We start from the raw sequence: 18,624 nt of genomic DNA, 5'->3' as shown, positions 1-18,624 counted from the left end.
CCTTATGCTTCGACCGGACGTCCCAATGCCGCCGGTTCTTCGGTCCATTCGATCAACCGCAGAAATTCGCGGGTTTGCCGCGAAAGATCATGGTTCTGCCGCATGTAACGCACGGTGTTCGCGGAGGCCCGATCAAAGGCGACCTCCTCCCGGCCGAACTGGCGGATCCGCTTGCATGCCGTTTCGATATCACTAAAGACGGCCCCGAGTTCATGTTTTTGAATGATCCGGTCGGGATCGTTTTTCGGAAGAGTCAGCACCGGGGTCCCTCGTGAAAACGCCTCCAGAAAAGTGTTCGAAAACCCCTCGTAATGGGAGGTGTTGAGCAGAAGATACGATTCGTCCAACAACTCCAGGACCTTCTCCCGGTTCAGGAACCCGGCCATCGAAACGTTCGGCAAGGATTGCAGTTCCGCCAAGGCGTTCTGGTCCTTCTGGCTCAAGGGATTGTCGTTCCCTCCGGCGATCCGGAACGAGACCTCCGGCATCCGGCGGGCGATTTCCAGCAACAACGGGAGGTTCTTCTGATGTTGAAAGATCCCGATCCACGCCACATGGCGGCGTTCCCCCAACGAACGTGGCTTGGCGGCGATCTCCCCCAGATACGGATTGCCAATTTTGAACGACTTTTGCGGATACTTCGCCTTCAGCTGGGCCAGCTGATAATCATTCTGACAAAGGATGTAATCCGCCAACCGAAACCCGAGCCAAAACCAGAAATAGCGAAAGGCGTCGAACTTCCCCCGGGCCCGTTCGTCGACGAAGAAATCGTTCGAGACCCGGAGAATGAATTTTTTCTTCAAGATCCTCGAACATCCGGCCAAGACTCCCGCAAATGCCGACGGAATCCCGTAATACACGTAATCGGCCCGCGACCGAACGATCGCCTTCAGCATCCCTGGTATCCGCACATACAGGTAGCGCAGCTTTGGAATGCCTTTTCGCGAATCGTAAGACCGAATCAAGTGATCGTTCTTCTCGAACACCGACCGACTGGAGTGAGCGCCGACGACCTTCACGTCGACATCCCTGGCCATCAAACCGTCGACCCACGCCACGACCTGCTTGGTCGCTCCTCCGGACTTGAACCATGGGTCGTGTAAGAGTGCTATATACTTGTCGTCGCAAAAGAGGATCGTCGGTCTTTTCATAAAATGGAGATGTTGGAGATGGCGGTCACTGGACGGAGACGGTCTCGGGTTCGGGTTTGGGAGCCTCCGCCTTTCTCGCGACCACCGGCCGCTTCGAGACGAGGTCGGCTCCGGCTATCGGCAAAAACAACAGGAGAAAAAGTCCCATTGCGTAGGAGGTTTCGGTGATTCGTCCGGAGAACGTGAAAATCCCGAAGATGATCAGACAAAAGAGGATCAAGACTCGCTCCCGTGATCCGCGGCTCGCTTGCCACGACTGGAGGAAACCCAATCCGATCATTGCCGCATACAGGAACAATCCCACGACGCCCGAAGCGTGGACGATCACCGGAATATCCGGGTGCAACGGACGGCTGGGGCCATGCACGCCACCGCCGTAGTTGCCCGGACTATCGAAGAATCCGTATCCGAAGACCGCGCTATATCGCTGGTGGACAAAAATGTCGTCATAGACCATTTGGTGGTCGGTAAATCGTCCTTCATCGGTGGATACAACCGTCCCATCCTCGAAGCGGCTTTCATACCGCTCAGAGAACTGTTCATCGATGTCGGTGAACAGGAATCCGATCACCACAATGACCGCCACCGCCGAGGCCAACTGGACGAAGCGCCGTTTGTCCTTCTCCAGGAGCAACATCATCAGAAAACACCCCACGGCGACTAATGCCGCCAACGCCGCCGTCCGGCGCATCGATACCATGACAAAGGCGAATCCGAGAAAACTGAGGGTAAGGTTGAACCAGGATACCTTATGAATGTTGGCGATCAGAAAGATGAACAACGCGACCGGCACCAACATGAAATTGGTGGGCGCCATATTCCCGTAAACGATTCCGGTGGTTTGACCGTAGAACGGCCGCGGCGCGTATCCCGTAAGCGAGGAGATGATGCAATTGGCGACAAAGAGGAAGAGGACGATCCCCGCCATCTTGTAGAGATTTTCATAGATGACATTTTTCCCGTATTTCGCGTAGAGAGCCGGCGCGATGCAGAAGACCCCGATCAACGAATACATCGCCAGATAGTTGGAACGGGTCCCGCGCATGTCATCCGAGAGGATAAAAAGGATCGTAAAATAAAAGAACAACAGGACCGCCGGCAGGTTGATTCGTTTGATCAGGTTCAACCGGTGGGCGCTGTAAACCAGCAATCCGGTGATGAGCAGATACCAGAGCATGGCCCGGATGAAGGGGTCGCCCACCAGGTTCCGGGTGAAGAAGAGCATCGGCATATAGATGATCACCAACTCCTTCTTGCGGAAGAACAAGAAGGCCGCCGATCCGTAAAGGAACAGCTCGATGATCCCTGAATACAAAAGCTCGTTCATCAGTCGATAATCACCCGCTCACCGGCTGGAGCACGGACTTCGCTTGATACGCTTTGTACCAATCCACGAACCGTCCGATTCCTTCCTCGATTGGCGTCGATGGCTCGAAACCGACATCCTTCCGCAGATCCTCGACATCAGCGTAGGTCGCCGGCACATCGCCCGGCTGCATCGGCAGAAACTCCTTTTCCGCTCGTTTCCCGAGGCGCTCCTCGATGACTTCGATCAATCGAATCAACTCCACCGGACTATGCGTACCTATATTATAGATACGATACGGCGCGTTGCCGGCTCCCCGCGACGGACATTCGGGAGCCTCCTCGTCCTCTCTTCCCCGGGCAACCCGATCGCAGGTGCGGACGACCCCTTCCACGATGTCGTCGATGTAGGTGAAGTCCCGGCGCATTTTCCCGTGATTGAATACCTGGATCGGCTTTCCCCGTTCGATCGCTTCGGTGAACTTGAAATACGCCATGTCGGGCCGGCCCCATGGTCCGTAAACAGTGAAAAAACGGAGACCCGTGGTCGGCAGCGCATAGAGATGGCTGTAAGTGTGCGCCATCAGTTCGTTCGCTTTCTTGGTCGCCGCGTAAAGGCTCACCGGATGATCGACGTTCTGATCGACCGAGAACGGCATCTCGCGGTTCGCGCCATACACCGAACTGGAAGACGCGTAGACCAGATGCTCGACCCTATGATGACGGCACCCTTCGAGGATGTTCATGAAACCGACCAGGTTGCTGTCGACATACGCGTGGGGATTCTCCAGCGAATACCGGACCCCCGCCTGGGCCGCCAAATGGATTACCCGCTGCGGACGATGCTCCGCGAACAACGCCTCCATCGCCGGCCGGTCGGCCAGGTCTTCCTTAAGGAAGATGAACCCAGGGCGTCCCTCCAGTTCAGCCAAACGGGCCAACTTCAGGCGAACGTCATAATAGTCGTTGAGATTGTCGACCCCGATCACTTCGTCTCCACGGTTGAGCAGACGCTGGACGGTGTGAAAACCAATGAAGCCGGCGGCTCCGGTGACTAAAATTTTCATGCGAATTTTCCTTGAGAGAGTTGTTTGAGAGAGAGTTGAAAATACCCGGTCCAGTCGTATCCTTTCGGAAGTTGAGCGAGCTTCGCCCCGTCACTTCCCCACTTCGGGAAGATCCGGAATGAATCGGATCACCGGAACCCGCGCTTGGCATCCCGATTGGGTAGTGATTATAACGGGCGGCCGATTGAACCGCTATCAGGCCCCTACCCGGAGTGCCGGTAGGGTCACCGCCTGCCAAAACCTCCTCCGGATTCCTGAGACTTCCTGGGGACCTCCCCCCGTCCCCTTGCAGGCCTCATGGAGGCCGGAGTAGTGATTATCCCCAAGGGTCGGCACGGTCTCCGCCGGGTCGATCCGTCGGGGTCCGGACGTCCGCTCCGGTGCGAGTCCATTCGCTAAATCGCCTCCCATGCGGGCTCCAAGGCGTTCCGGTTTAATCTCTTTGTCGGCGTCTCGATTTCCGGTAGGCTCTTTTTGCTCATGAAAAACGAATCAAAATCACGACCCTCCCCGGCTCGGATCCAAATCAATCCGCCCGTCTTCATCAGCTCGGCGGTTTTTTCCGCGCTCCTGGTCGCTTACGCCGTCTTCGATACGGAAGGCGCCGGGGATCTTTTCCAGTCCGTCCACGGCTGGATCACCGAATCGGCCGGTTGGTTCTACGTGCTCGCCGTCGCCTTCTTTTTAGTGTTCGTGATTTTCCTCGCCGTTTCCCGTTTCGGCGCAATCAAACTTGGACGCGACCACACCGAACCCGATTACAGTTACGTCTCCTGGTTTGCCATGCTCTTCTCGGCCGGCATGGGAATCGGCCTGATGTTTTTCGGGGTCGCCGAGCCGATCATGCACTACGCCACGCCCCCCACCGGCGAAGGAGAATCCGTGGAAGCCGCCCGCCAGGCAATGCGCCTCACCTTCTTCCACTGGGGAATGCACGCCTGGGCGATCTACGCCGTCGTCGCCCTGGCCCTCGCCTATTTCGCGTTCCGCCACGACCTGCCTTTGACCATTCGGTCAGCTTTGTATCCATTGATCGGCGACAGGATCCACGGGCCGGCCGGTCACCTCGTCGACACCTTGGCGACCCTCGGCACTTTGTTCGGCGTCGCCACATCGCTTGGCATCGGCGTCACCCAGATCGGGGCGGGACTCAACCATCTCTTCGGCTTTGCCAACACCACCAACCTGCAGGTCGCCCTCATCGTCGCCATCACCGCCGTTGCGACTTTGTCGGTCGTTCTCGGACTGGACAAAGGGATTCGCCGGCTGTCCGAACTGAATATCGTGCTGGCCGTCTTCCTGTTGCTGTTCGTCCTGATCGCCGGGCCGACGGTCTTTCTCCTGCAAGCCTTCGTCCAAAACACCGGGGCGTATCTTTCCGGACTCGCCCATCTGACCTTCAACCTCTACGCCTACCAGCCGGACTCCGAGGCCGCGGCATGGATCGGAGGATGGACCATCTTTTACTGGGGCTGGTGGATCGCCTGGGCGCCGTTCGTCGGCATGTTCATCGCCCGGATCTCCAAAGGTCGGACCATCCGCGAGTTCGTCGCCGGGGTGCTCTTCGTTCCGGTCGGATTCACCTTTCTCTGGATGACCGTCTTCGGCGGCACCGCCATCCACATGGTCATGCTGGAGGGGGTGCAGGATCTTGTCGGCACGGTGCAAGCCGACAACTCCGTTGCCCTCTTCGCCATGCTGGAAAACCTCCCTTGGTCGGGATTCGTTTCGCTCATCGCGACATTGCTGGTCGTGACTTTTTTCGTCACCTCCTCCGACTCCGGCTCGTTGGTGGTCGACATGTTGACCTCCGGGGGACGGGATGATCCGCCCGTCTGGCAACGGATTTTCTGGGCGATCACCGAAGGTGTGATCGCAGCCGCCCTTCTATTGGCCGGCGCGATGGGCGCGGCCAACGCGATGGATGGCCTGCATGCCCTGCAAACCGCGGCGATCGCCAGCGCGCTCCCGTTTGTCGTGGTAATGCTCCTGATGTGCTGGGGGCTCTTCCGCGCGCTCAATATCGAAACGCTTCGCCGGACCAGCCTTAAGGAAGCGTGGATCATGCCGCGCGGAGGCCCGGCCCATGTCTCCTGGCAACGGCGGTTACGCGCGCTCGCCCACCACCCCAAGCGGGCCGAGGTCGATCACTTTCTCAACGAGACCGTCCAGGCCGCCTTCGAAAACGTCTCCCGCGAATTCGCCAAGCAGAACCTGGAAACCCGGATCGACCGCCGCCCCGACGGACGGGTCTGGCTGGAAGTTCTCCACGGCCACGAGATGGACTTTTTCTACGAGGTCCGTCCCCGCCAATACGAACCGCCGGCCTTCGCCTTGGACGACACCCGAACGTCGCGCGCGGAACAGTTGAAATACTACCGCGCCGAAGTTCATCTCCGGGAAGGGAGCCAGGACTACGACATCATGGGACTTTCGATCGAGGAGATCATCCACGATGTCCTCGACCAATACGCCCGCCACCAAGCCTTCCTCCAATCCCTCCGGTAGAAGGGGTGGCACGGACATTCCTGTCTGTGATGTCTGCGATGAAACGGTCCGAGGCCCCCTCTACTTCGCCCCGAGCTTTTCGCGGATAATTTCCCGCACCCGTCCGGGGCCGTCGGCGAGGGCGATCTTTTCGACGTCGGCACTGGTGCGCTCCTTCATCTCGATGATCCCTTCCTTCAAACCGCGGCCGCCGACGGTCACCCGCAACGGGATGCCGATCAGGTCCGCGTCTTTGAACTTAACCCCTGGACGTTCTTCCCGGTCGTCGACCAGAACCTCCGCGCCGGCTTCCTCCGCCGCCTTGGCGATCGCCAGCCCGGCTTCCCGGACTTCCGCGTTCGCCGGATCGAGCAAGACGACTTCCACATGGTAGGGCGCGACACTCCACGGCCAAACAATGCCGTTCGCGTCATGGCCCTGCTCGATGATCGATTGGAAGGTCCGGCTGATTCCGATTCCATAACAACCCATGACCATCGGACGGACCTGCCCCGACTCGTCGGTGAAGGTCGCTTCCAGTTTCTCGCTGTATTTGGTCCCGAGCTTGAAAATATGTCCCACCTCGATCGCCCGCCGGATCCGCAACGGATTCCCCGACAGCGGACACGGCTCCCCGGCGCGCACCCGGCGAATATCGACGAAGCGGGTGATCTCCAAATCGCGGGCGACGTTCACGTTCCGCACATGGTAACCATCCTTGTTGGCTCCGGTCACCCCGTTGCCGATCAACCGGATCGTTTCGTCGGCGAAAACTCCGGCCAATTCGCCCGCTTTCGCGATCGTTCCCCGGATCGCCCCCAGGCTTCCCGGAGCCGCTCCCATCACCCGGACCACTTCCTCCGCCGTCGCCGGACGGAACAACGAAAACCCTAGGGCGCCCACTTTCGCTTCCTCCAACTCGTCTTCCCCGCGCAAAATCAAGACCAGCGGCTTGCCGTCGGCCATATAGACGAGCGTCTTGAACTGCTGTTCGGCCGGGATCCCGTAAGGAGCCTCCGCCAGCCCCGCGATGGTGGTCACGCCGGGGGTGGCGAACTCCTCCAACTCACCCGTCGGCTCCGCGTCGGCGAAGTCATCCGGCATCAATTTGCTGCGCGCCTTCTCCCGGTTCGCCGCATAGCCGCTTTCCTGACAATAAACCACATCGTCGTCGCCGATTTCCGCCGGAACCATGAACTCATGGGAAAAACTTCCCCCCATCACCCCGGTGTCGGCCTCCACCACCACGAAATCGAGTCCGCATCGGGCAAAAAACGCCTCATACGCCGCCCGCATCACGTGATACACCTCGGTCGCCCCTTCGTCGGTGGCATCGAAACTGTATCCGTCTTTCATCAGGAACTCCCGGGCCCGCATCAATCCGAACCGCGGCCGGATCTCGTTCCGGAATTTGGTTTGGATCTGATAGAAATTCCGCGGCAAATCCCGGTAACTCGAAACGTCATTGCCGATCAACGGCGTGATGATCTCCTCGTGGGTCGGCCCCAACACCAGTTGCGCCTCTTCCTGTTTTTTCCGTCCTTCCGCCGCAGCGCCGGCGTCGCCGACCGCATACATCACTTCCCGGGCCGCCTCCCAACGGGGACCCCGTTGCCAAAACTCCGCCGGATGCAACGCCGGCATCAAAAGCTCCACCGCCCCGCCGCGATTCATCTCCTCCCGGCAAATCGTCTCGATCTTGCGCAACACCCGCAGCCCGAGCGGCAGATAGGCGTAAATTCCGGCGCCGATCTTCCGGATCAGACCCGCCCGGATCAACAGTTTGTGGGAGGCGATCTCCGCGTCGGCCGGACTCTCCTTGAGAGTCGGAATGAAGCTCTTTGACCAAAATTCCATAGGTTGAAAAAATAAACCGGCAACATGCCCCGAAAATCAACCGGATGGCAAAACTAAAAACCGGTTGAAATTAACCCAAAACCCGCATTTCATCCTCCCAATGGGCGTCGAATCGCGTTACCGCTTGGCGAGTGTAGTCTGCTTCCTGTTGTTGATCGGCTTCACCGGCAGCAGCATCAGCAGCTATTTCGTCTCCCGTGAAAAAATCCGGGAAACCATCACCGACAGCGCCCTGCCCCTCACTTCCGACAACATTTACTCCGTCATCCAGCGCGACCTCCTCCAGCCGATTTTCATCTCCTCGATGATGGCGAACGACGCTTTCCTGCGGCAGTGGACCCTCGACGGGGAAGAAAACCCCGAGCAACTCAGCCGCTACCTCCACGAAATCCGCCGCGAATATGGCACGGTCACCAGCTTCTTCGTCTCCGAGATCTCCCGCAATTACTACTACGCCGATGGTATCCTAAAGCAGGTTCGCGAAGACGAACCCCGCGACGAATGGTATTTCCGCGTGCGCCAGATGGAGGAGCCGTTCGAAATCAACGTCGACCCCGATCTCGCCAACAAAGACGCGATGACCATCTTCATCAACTACCGGGTGTTCGACTTCGACGGCGAATACATCGGCGCCGCCGGAACCGGGATGACCGTCACCCGCGTCAACAGCCTGATCGAGGAATACGAAGAACGATTCGGCCGCAGCATCTTTTTCTCCGACCGCGACGGGCGGATCGTCCTCAGTTCTTCCGGGCGCAAATACGTCGAAGGCACCACGCTGCACGATATCTCCGGCCTCGCCTCCTTCGCCGACGCTTTGCTCGACGGCAACGTCGAAAGCCTCAGTTATCAAAACCAGGGCGAGACCCGATTCCTCAACAGCCGGTTTCTCCCCGAATTCGACTGGTTCCTCATGGTCGAACAGACCGAATCCGATCTCCTCGCCCCTCTCAAAGAAAGCCTTCGTCTTAACCTCGCCATCGGATTCCTGATCACCCTCACCGTCGCCGTCGTCTGCGTCTCGGCGATCAACCGCCACCAGAAAAAACTCGAAGCCCGCAACGCCGACCTCTCCCGGGTGAACCATGAGGTCGAAACCCAACGCCGGACCTTGGCCGCGACCGCCGAGGAACTGGCGAACGCCAATCAAACGCTCTCCTCTCTCAATCGGGAAAAAGACGACTTTCTCGCCCTCGTCGCCCATGACCTCCGCGATCCCCTCGGCGGAATCATCGCCTATTGCGACGAACTCCGCCGGAATCCCCCCGCCGCCTCCACCGACCTCCAAAACGCCTTGGCCGAAGTCCAGGGGTCCGGGGAGGAAATGCTGACCTTGATCGAGGACATCCTGAACGTCTCCGCGATCGAAAGCTTCCATGGCCGCCTCGAGCTTCACCCTTCCAACTGGAACCACCTGGCCCAAGAAGCCGCCGACCGTTTCCGCCGCCGAGCCGCCCGCAAATCAATCCGGCTCCGAGTCAAACTCGACCCCTCGGCCGACCGCGACATCCCGACCAGGCAGCGCTGGATCGAAATCTGCCTCAACAACCTGATCGGAAACGCCCTGAAATACAGCCCCCCCGACACCGAAGTCACCGTGCGCACCCGCCTCTCCGGCGACCAGGTCGAAATCGCAATCATCGACCAGGGCCCGGGCATCAAACCGGAGGAACTCGACCGGGTATTCAAAAAATTCGCCCACCTTTCCACCCGACCGACCGGCGGCGAATCCTCTTCCGGCCTCGGGCTTTATATCGTCCACAAAATGTGCCAACCCCTCGGCGCCGTGGCCTCAGTCACCAGCGATTACGGCTACGGCTCCACCTTCACCATCCGCCACCCGATCAATCCAGCCGCCTCGGCGAAAGAATCCCCCAAAGAACTCGCCGATCCCCTCGGCGCTCCATCCCGGTAACACCGCCGACCCCTAACCCCCGCCTCCCAGCATCTCCACCACTCTGGCCACGATCTTGTCGACCGGCCAAAGCCGCCCCTGCCCTTCGTACCCACAGGCGAGCATCCCTTCTTCCGGACCGATGAACTCGTGGCCGCGGGCCCGCAGGGTTTCAATGTTCGTTTGCGTGGCGGGATGGGAATACATCTTGCCGTTCATCGCCGGGGCGATCAAAACCGGGGCCCGGCAAGCGAGATATGCCGAGGTGAGTTCGTCGTCGGCCAAGCCGTGACTGAATTTCGCCAGCAGATCGGCCGTCGCCGGAGCGACCAGCAGCAGGTCCGCCTTGTCGGCCAATTCGATATGTCCCGGTTGCCAGCCGTTTCCTTCATCCCAGAGACTTCGCGCCACCGGATTGCGGCTCAAGACCTGGAGCGTCATCGGGGTAATGAATTGCTCGGCCGCCCGCGTCATGATCACGAACGGCTCCGCCCCGACCTTGCGCAACTGGCTCACCAGATCGGCCGCCCGAAACGCGGCGATCGATCCGGAAACCCCGACCAAAATCGTCTTCCCCTTCAACGGCTGTGTCATGCCCCCCAACAAACATCAGCCCACCCGCCGGAGCAATTCGAAAAGCCAACGCCAGTCCCAGTCCACAGCGCCGATGCAAACCGGCTTCGTTGATAGGGGTAGGAACGGGGCCGAGGCCCCGCCCCTCCCTCCGAACCGGACGTGCAGATCTCCCGCATCCGGCTCTCCGGTTGATGATTGCTCTTTATCGAGACTGGCACGCTTCCCGATGGGCCCGTTCAAGGCTGAACAATCCCATCTCGGCGAAGTACTTGTTCGGATAGCGCTGGTGGTCGAGTCCGCGGCCGCGGCCTTTGCGCCCGGCACGCTTGCGCAGGATGCTGCGCAAACGCATCCGCACCCAACCGTCCATCCAGACGAAGGTGTTCTTGTGGGCGTCTTTGAAGTACCCGAACCACCCGACCAGCACCGGATTTATCTCCTTGATGATCGCCTTCAGCGAAACGCCATTGGTTCGTTTGGTTTTCGGTCGCAGGGTTGCGCGCAACTTCGTCAGGCTTTTCTGCCGGACATAGCGGTTTCCGTTTTCAAAACGGTAACCGAGGAACTCAAAGCCTTCCCGATGGGTCACCAACCGCGTCTTTTCGGGATGCAACGTAAGCTTGCGCCCGCGAGTCCATTCCGAGGTCGCGGCGAGGGCCATTTCGGCTTCCTCCCTGCTTCGCGCGAGAACCACGAAGTCGTCCGCGTAGCGGATCATCTTGTGGCCCCGGGCAGCGAGCAGGTGGTCGAGTCCGTTCAGATACAGGTTCGCCAGCAGCGGTGAGATCACCGCTCCCTGGGGCGTGCCTTTCTCCGTCGGTTCCCAGTCCTTGAGTTCGTTGACCACTCCTTGTTTCAGGTAGGATTCCAGCAAGTCGAGCACCATCCCGTCGGCCACCTTTTCGCGCACGAGCGCCATGAGCATGTCATGGTCGATCGTGTCGAAGTAGCTTTTGAGGTCGGCGTCGACTATCCATTCGTATCCTTCCTTGAGCAGACCGTCCACTTCCCGAAGCGCGTCTTTGCAGCCGCGTCCGGGACGGAAACCGTAACTGTGGGTCGAGAACCCGATCTCGAAGATCGGTCCGATCACCAGCAGCATCGCCGTTTGGACGATGCGGTCTTCCACGGTCGGGATGCCCAAGGGGCGTTTCTCTTTGCTTCCCGGTTTCGAGATATACACTCGTTTCACCGGGTTCGGTTCATATCGCCCGCTTCTGAGTTTGGCTTCCAGCTTGCCCAACCGAAGGTCGAGTTGCTCGCCATACTGATGCAGGCTGATCTTGTCGACTCCTCCACCGCCCTTGCGGCTTGCCACAATATGCCAGGCATGTTGCAGCGTGCGACGGCTGTAGAGTTTGTCTTTGAGGCTGAACCACTTGCCTCCCTTCACCCCCGATTTGAGGGCTGCCAGCATGGGATCGGTCCAGACCAAAGGGTCGGCTCCGAGTCGTTTGCGCAACTCGCGGGCCTGTCCGTCCTGGATAGCCGTTTCCGGCACTTGCGACGGGGTTGGTCCTTCGGTCATGAGCGACTTCCTTTCATCTTCCTGCCCTCCTTTGCTCCTCCGGAGTTACCCGGATTCATCGCTCCTACGAGGACTCTGACTTCTGATGGGCGACGGGACGTCCGATTTGGCTGAGCGTTGGTAACCCGGTCGCGCTCGTTCCGGGACGGTGTCGGACACAGGTCGGCCTTTCCCATCAGATCTCTCATCTTCATCGCAGACGTCCTTGAATGCATACTATCCCCAACCACCTCCATGCAGCCATGGCAGGGCTTTGCCGTGGGATCCGCCCTCCATGAGTCGCGACTCATTCGTCGCGCGTGCCTTCGCTCAACAACCCGCAGGCTCGGCCCGCATGACGGCCGTATCAGGTTCACTTTCGTTATGGTCTGCATTCTCTCTTTCCGTTGCTCTCCACCCCGCCTCGCGGCGACGCAGTTTCGGTTCGATTCGCGGGCAGCGCACGGTTTGCCCGGAACAGGTCTCGCACCTGTCAGACGTTTGCGACTTGATGACGCACGAGTTCCGCATTTATGCGGTCCTTGCGTCATGGAAAGACCGCCTGAAGGCGGGACTCCAACCTTAGTCCTCAGAATCGTTGGAGTTCCGCAACTCAGTCCGTCACGATTCGACGCCGACCGGTTCGGGTGTCTTCACCGTCGGCTTTTCGGGCGTCACCGGCGGGCGGATCGCTTTCTCCCCACCGCCGCCGCCCGGTCCGCGCCGGCCTTTGCCTTTGCCCGGATAACGGCGGTAAAGGGCGGCGCCCACGAACAGAAACTGACCGACCACGAAGGCGACCACGTACTCATCGCCGCCGGCTCCGAAGCCGTAACTGTGCAAGCCCGCTCCAAGAATGAAGTTCACCCCATACCAGGCCATCAGAACGCTCTGGAACGCCAAAACCGCGCCGACCGACATCCCGAACCCGCGCCACCAGCCGACCAAGCGACCGTGCATCAGGAAGAGATAACAGAGGATCGCGATCAACGACCAGGTTTCCTTCGGATCCCAGCCCCAGAAACGGCCCCAGGAATAATTCGCCCAGACGCCGCCGAGAATGACCCCAATCGTCAGCAACAGAAGTCCCACCTGCATCGCCCGGTAAATGTAGGCGTAAAGCATCTTGTGCTCCTCCACCCCGGGTCCGAAAACGATTTGTCGTCCGAGGACGATGTGCCCGAGGGCAAACGCCAAAGCCAACGCCGCATAACTGATGGTCACCGTCAACACGTGGGTGGTCAGCCAGAAATTATCCCGCAACACCGCCGTGAGCGGAGTGATGCTCGGATCGAGGATCGCCGGCACGCTGTCGGCCAAGATGAGGTAAACCGCCGCGAAGGAAACGCCACTCACCAAATAATACCGGCAGCGATATTTCAATTCGAAGATCAACGCGAAAAGGATCAACCCGAATCCGACCCAGACCACCGTCTCATACATGTTGGTCACCGGGGCCCGGCCCGAGATATAGACCCGCAACGCCATTCCAATCGTCAGGAGGAGCAATGCGACCACCGACCCGACGATTCCGAAAACGAAGCCAGGCTTCCGTCCCACCGTCCAAGTCACCGCCACCACCAGCGACGAGACCAAACAGAGGATCCAGGCCCAGCGAAAGAAGCCAAATTTCTCGTAAACCAACTCCGCCTTGACCACTCCGGGAGTCGGCATCACCTCCGGAGACAAGGCCGCCAGCAATTCCCGGTAATTCCTCGAGGCGGCTGCGAAATCGAGGCCCATCGCCTCCCGCTCCTCCTCGCTCATGAGTTCCTTGTGATACGCGGCGAAGAGCTGCACCGTCGCCGCCCGGACTTCCGTCCATCGTTCGCCGCTATAATAAAGTTCTCCCTCCGGCACCGAGACCCAAGCTCCCTTGCGATCGCTCGGATGCGGCACCACGGTGAAGGCGGTGCCGTTTTGCATCCCTTGGAAGACGCTCAACCGATAGGCGACTTCATTAAGTTTTTCCTGCAACTCGGAAAACGCTTCCGTCCCTTCCTCTTCCCGGACCCGTTCCATTTCGGCGTAAAGCTCCTGGAACCGGTCGCTGCCGACGATCTCCCGGAACGAGAATCGACTCCGGTCCAAGGGCAAATCGAGTTTTTCCTTCAACTCCGGGTAATTTAACAGGATCAACGGCTGACCCGACCAATCCCGGCCGCTCAACCAGATCGAGACCACGAACGGCATCGGCTCGACCCGGACCCCGTCAGCAATCTCGAATCGGCTCCGTCCGGCGATCGTCAGGAGCGATTCCCGGGCAAAGGTCAACAGCGGCTTCTTCCGGCCGCCTTCGAGGATCACCAGGCTCTCCAGCTCCGAGTAATCATGCGGCGGCATCAAGCGGGCCGGTTCGACCGCCGCCGTCTCCGACCGCGGCGGCAAGGTATGAAGATGCTCGTGCGGAGCCATCTCGCCTTCGCCGTGCGAATGAAGGAGTTCGTCCGGAGCCGGAAGCTCCGCGGGTTGGGCCGACACGGCCGCCGTCTGCGCCACGGTCGCGACAAGGACCGCCAGAACCAGGTTGTGAATACGGTTTTTCATTACTTGGAAACGAGTTCTTTCTTCCGCTTTCCGCCGGGTCCTTCGATGGCCTCAGGTTCGATTTCGTCAATGATGTCCTCAGGCCGCCGGTGGCGGAACGAGCGGGCGAAAAAGATCAGGTAGATGCCGACCACAATCGTCAGCGAACCGACCCACTTGAACAACCAGCCTGGATCACGGAGCACCTGCACGGTGCTCTCCGAAAGGTCGTCCGGATTCCAGGAGGCTTGGGAAAACTTGTAGGTGTTGCCGGTCACCAGACGATGGAAACCGGTCGGGAAAATCGCGGGAACGTTCATCCCGCACGATCCTTCGGCGGTTTCCCCAGTGGTCAAATCGGTGAACCGGAGGTAACTGGTGAAGTTCGCCGGATTCTCGGTGCCAGGATCGCGGGGCACTTCGAAATCGAGCAACTCCACTTTGAAGGGCAACGCCTCCCGGCGGTAACCGAACGCGAAACGGATCTGATGGTAATCCATCGTCACCAGGTGCGACTCGCCCGCCACGAACCAGCGGGGCTCCGTCCGGCGGCCGTCCCCCCAATCGAGCCAGCCGCGCACGCCGGTGTAACCGCCGTTTTCCCGCAGTCTCCGGTCTTCGTAAAGAACGGTTTTCAACAGCGCCTCCGGCAAAGCCTCGGTCAAAGTCACGGTCCAATCGGCCCAGCCGGTTTCAAACGATTCGCCGACGGCGAGCACGCCTTGCTTCACTTCCCCCCGGGAATTGATCACATGATACTCGACTTCGGCATCGCTCCGGACCCGCAATTGCATCAGCGGCGAGGGGGACTCCATTCCTTCAAACGAACGGACGATGCTCGACCCGAGCGTCACTTGGGCCAGTCCGGAGAGATCGTAATAGGAACGGTCCGCCGGTTCGGTGATCAATTCGACCTCGACCGGATGCCCCGCCCCCATCATCGCGCTGCGCATTTCCAACCGCACCGCGCTGCCGGGACTTCCCGGGGTCGCGACGATCGACCGTTCCTCCACCAAACGATTGGTGAATTGATCGAACACCATCGTCGGCTCGATCGGATCCCGGTTGAAAAAGCGGGTGCCGAGGCGGGCGAAGGGGGCCGACAACGCCCGGGATTGATAACCGGGAATCGGATAATGGACCGGATTCGCCTCGTTCGGCGGCACCAGATCAAGCGGGAACGACCCGCGGTAAACCTGCTCCCGGGCCGGATCGCCGAACTGGATCGCCATTTCCGCCAGAAACAAATGCCGCTTCGCCTCCTGGCCGACGTTCAACGTCATCGACCCTTCGATCCCCATGTGCTTGCCGATGATCGATCCGATCAACAGAATGATGATTCCGGAATGGGTCACCACGAAACCGGTGTGCCGTTTCTGCCATGGCCAGCGGGTCAGCGCGGCGGCGGCCAGGTTGATGCAGAGCACCACCAGCCAAAAAGTGAACCAGGTGGCGTTGTAGATCTTGTGCTGCGCCACCCGGGCGTCAAACCGGCTCTCCTCGATGGTCCCGATCGCCGAGGCGATGATGATCACCACGAACAACGTCATCGCCAGCTTCAAGGAGCCGAAGATGTGGACCAGATTCCACCACGGGCCTTGGTGGGAAGCAGGCCGTTTCGAGCGCTTCCGCGGTTGCGGGGCCGCCGGGGCCGCCCTTTGGTTCGCTTGGTTTTCGTCGGTTGGCTGGTTCACAATTCGGTGAGTTTCAATCAAAAAGTGCGGAAGATAGCCCCCGATGGGCCGGGCTTACAAACAAATACGGTCGTTTATAATGGCGGGCCGGTCCGAGGGTTAGTGTTTCTAATGAGGGCTACCGTCCGGGACGGCCCCAGATTAATGGGGACAACGCTCCCCCCGAAAGTTCCATAAATTCCGCCCCAGCAAGGCGCTTTTCTCAATCGACCTGCAAGAGGAAACCGCGCAGATATTCGCTCTCGGGCATCGAGGGGAGGACCGGATGATCCGGCGGTTGATGGCAGAATTCCAACACCCGGACCTTCCGCCGGGCATCGCCCGCCGCCTCCCCGATCAATTCCAAAAAGATCGAATGGGAAACATGGTGCGAACAGGCGTAGGTCGCCAGGATTCCGCCGGGCTCGAGCCGCTTGATCGCCCGCAAATTGATTTCCTTGTAACCGCGGAGCGCCCCGGCCATTTCCCCGCGCGACTTGGCGAACGGCGGCGGATCGAGCACCACGAGGTCCCAGGTCTCCTCCCCTTGACGGAGAAAATCGAAGACGTTGGCGGCGGTGAAATCGACCGCCACGCCGTTGCGTTCGGCGTTTTCGGCCGCCTGTTTCACCGCTTCCTCGGAGATGTCGACTCCCCGCACCGAGGCCGCCCCGGCCCGGGCCGCCTGCAACGCGAAGCCTCCTTGGTTGCAAAAAGCGTCGAGCACCCGGCGTCCGGCCGCGTGCCGGGCCACCCGATGATGCTCGTGGCGTTGATCGAGATAAAAGCCGGTCTTCTGCCCGGCCCGCAGGTCGACCCGATACTCAAGTCCCCCGATCATTGCCCACCAGGCGGGAAGATCGCCGCCGGAGCGAGTCGTCACGCCCAAGGGAAGTCCTTCCCGCGTCCGCACCGGGGCGTCGTTGCGGAAAACGATTTCGCGCGGTTCGACCAACTCCGCCAACAGATCGCCGATGACCGCGAGCCGCCGGTCCATGGCCATCGTCAGGGCCTGGACCACCAGGACGTCGCCGTATTGATCGACCACCAGGCCGGGAAGATCGTCCGACTCCGACCAAACCAACCGCCGGGCCTCCTCCGGAGCCCGCCGGGCGATCGCCGCCGTCAGTTTCTCCCGGAGAAAGGCTTCGTCGAGCGCTTCGTTGGCCCAGGAAAACCGCCGCCAGACGATCTGCGACCGACTGTTGTAAATCCCGCTTCCGAGGAAACGGCCCCGCGAATCGCGGCAAGCGACCGCCTCGCCGTCGAACTCCGGCGGCAACGGCTTTTCCACCTCGTTGCCGAACACCCATGGATGGCCGTGCAACACCCGCGGCCGGTTGGATGGTTTCAGTTTAAGCGCAACCGTTTTCTCATTCATATCAAACCGCCCTTCGGAAGAGCCAGACCGCCAGCAACGCCATCACCACCCCGGGCAGCCAAGCCGCCGCCATCGGCGCGATCAGGTCCCGTTCGCCAATGATCCGGGCCACGTTTTCCAGCAGGTAATAAAGCAAAAAGAGTCCGAGCGACTTCGAGATCCCGACCATCGGATTCACCCGCACCCCGGTGGTGGCGAATGGAATCGCCAACCCGACGATGATCAGGCAACTAAAGGCCCCCGCGATGATGCTGTGGTAACGGATCGCGAAGGCGCTGGCCCGCGGGTTGTCCTCTTCGATCACCGCCAGAATCGTCCGGATCTCGTTCAACGACAAATCGCGCGGGCGTTTGTGAAACAACAGCATCGTCCCAGGCGTCTCGTTCAGATCGTCGTCGACCAACTGCTCGAACGGCACCGACCGGACCAATTGCCCGGTTTCCTGCTCGAAGGTCATTCTCCGTCCTTCCCGGAACATCCATTCCTGCAAGTGGTCGTCGAAATGCGCCTCCCGGGCCACGATCCGTCCGATCTCCCGCCGGTTTTCGTCGAGATAATAGACGTTCACCCCGAACCCCCGGTAGGTGAATTCGCTGAACCGGTTCATGAACCACAACCGGTTCTCCCGCCGATTGTCGAAAGCCAGGGCGTAAACCATGCCGACGTCCCGTTCCTCCTCGGCCTCCGCGTAGTAGGCGAACTCGATGTTGTCGAGCATCTGCCTCGACTGCTCGACCGACCACGGGACCACCTTGGCGTTCAACCCGAGCAAAAGCCCCGACAACACCGCCGCCGAAATCCACAGGGTCACCGTCACCCTCCCGATCCCGAACCCCGCCGCCCGCAGCGCGATCAACTCGCTGTTCCGGTGCAAATTCCCCAAGCTGAACAACAGCGACAGCAACAACGCGATCGGCAACACGATCGGAATAAACGCCGGCAACAGCACCGCATAGTAGCGCAAAATCTGGACCAACCCCGCCTGGTAATCCATCAAATCGCTGAAATTGGAGTACATGTCGTTCAACACCAGCAACCCCATGGTCACGGCGACGCACAGTCCGAAAATCTTCACCCATTCCCGGAAAATATAACGATCGACGATACTCAAACCGCACAAAGCAACGCGTTTCCACCAAATCCGCAAGTGGAAACCCAGCGACCCCGCAAACGAAAAGCCGGGACCGCATAAATGCGGAA

12 protein-coding genes are annotated in these 18,624 nt (G+C 59.9%); 2 read left to right on the top strand and 10 right to left on the bottom strand.

The window, feature by feature from the left end:
- Positions 1-2: 2 nt before the first annotated feature.
- The 3 genes from ACWUI2_RS17695 to ACWUI2_RS17685 are packed head-to-tail and all read right to left on the bottom strand — an operon-like array spanning position 3 to position 3,523.
- Positions 3-1,151, bottom strand: coding sequence for a glycosyltransferase family 4 protein (locus ACWUI2_RS17695; protein WP_486984177.1), 1,149 nt, complete (start codon positions 1,149-1,151; stop codon positions 3-5).
- Positions 1,152-1,176: 25 nt separating this feature from the next.
- Positions 1,177-2,478, bottom strand: coding sequence for an O-antigen ligase family protein (locus tag ACWUI2_RS17690; RefSeq protein WP_486984176.1), 1,302 nt, complete (start codon positions 2,476-2,478; stop codon positions 1,177-1,179).
- Between the two features lie 10 nt (positions 2,479-2,488).
- A complete protein-coding gene (locus tag ACWUI2_RS17685) occupies positions 2,489-3,523 on the bottom strand; it encodes an NAD-dependent epimerase (RefSeq protein WP_486984175.1) in 1,035 nt (344 codons plus the stop codon).
- A gap of 480 nt (positions 3,524-4,003) precedes the next feature.
- Here ACWUI2_RS17685 and ACWUI2_RS17680 point away from each other — a divergent pair, with 480 nt between their 5' ends.
- Entirely contained in the window at positions 4,004-6,031 is a 2,028-nt protein-coding gene (locus tag ACWUI2_RS17680) for a BCCT family transporter (protein WP_486984174.1), read from the top strand.
- A gap of 60 nt (positions 6,032-6,091) precedes the next feature.
- On the opposite strand, the gene ACWUI2_RS17675 is transcribed toward ACWUI2_RS17680, so the two are convergent.
- Entirely contained in the window at positions 6,092-7,867 is a 1,776-nt protein-coding gene (locus ACWUI2_RS17675; protein ID WP_486984173.1) for a proline--tRNA ligase, read from the bottom strand.
- A 100-nt stretch (positions 7,868-7,967) separates the two neighbouring features.
- On the opposite strand from ACWUI2_RS17675, the gene ACWUI2_RS17670 reads away from it, so the two are divergent.
- Positions 7,968-9,782 carry a sensor histidine kinase gene (locus tag ACWUI2_RS17670; RefSeq protein WP_486984172.1) on the top strand — a complete coding sequence of 605 codons (1,815 nt, stop codon included), beginning with the start codon at positions 7,968-7,970 and terminating at the stop codon, positions 9,780-9,782.
- Between the two features lie 12 nt (positions 9,783-9,794).
- On the opposite strand, the gene ACWUI2_RS17665 is transcribed toward ACWUI2_RS17670, so the two are convergent.
- The 6 genes from ACWUI2_RS17665 to ACWUI2_RS17640 all read right to left on the bottom strand — a co-directional run bounded on the left by ACWUI2_RS17665 (position 9,795) and on the right by ACWUI2_RS17640 (position 18,535).
- The gene (locus ACWUI2_RS17665) at positions 9,795-10,355 is read right to left on the bottom strand and encodes a flavoprotein (protein WP_486984171.1); all 561 of its coding nucleotides are present in this window, start codon (positions 10,353-10,355) and stop codon (positions 9,795-9,797) included.
- Positions 10,356-10,539: 184 nt separating this feature from the next.
- Positions 10,540-11,865 (bottom strand): group II intron reverse transcriptase/maturase, encoded by a 1,326-nt coding sequence (gene ltrA, locus ACWUI2_RS17660; protein WP_486981817.1) that lies wholly within the window; start codon positions 11,863-11,865, stop codon positions 10,540-10,542.
- Positions 11,866-12,465: 600 nt separating this feature from the next.
- Positions 12,466-14,391 (bottom strand): cytochrome c biogenesis protein, encoded by a 1,926-nt coding sequence (locus ACWUI2_RS17655; protein WP_486984170.1) that lies wholly within the window; start codon positions 14,389-14,391, stop codon positions 12,466-12,468.
- Positions 14,391-16,064: a hypothetical protein gene (locus ACWUI2_RS17650; RefSeq protein WP_486984169.1), complete on the bottom strand. Its 1,674-nt coding sequence runs from the start codon at positions 16,062-16,064 to the stop codon at positions 14,391-14,393. The genes ACWUI2_RS17655 and ACWUI2_RS17650 overlap by 1 nt, the downstream gene beginning before the upstream one ends.
- A gap of 202 nt (positions 16,065-16,266) precedes the next feature.
- Positions 16,267-17,424: a class I SAM-dependent rRNA methyltransferase gene (locus ACWUI2_RS17645; protein ID WP_486984168.1), complete on the bottom strand. Its 1,158-nt coding sequence runs from the start codon at positions 17,422-17,424 to the stop codon at positions 16,267-16,269.
- 1 nt (position 17,425) lies between these two features.
- Positions 17,426-18,535: an LptF/LptG family permease gene (locus ACWUI2_RS17640; protein WP_486984167.1), complete on the bottom strand. Its 1,110-nt coding sequence runs from the start codon at positions 18,533-18,535 to the stop codon at positions 17,426-17,428.
- Positions 18,536-18,624: the final 89 nt, after the last annotated feature.

Source organism: Verruconatronum alginivorum, from assembly GCF_056590205.1.
The sequence above is the reverse complement of the archived record's forward strand: the minus strand, read 5'-3'. Positions and strand labels throughout refer to the sequence as shown.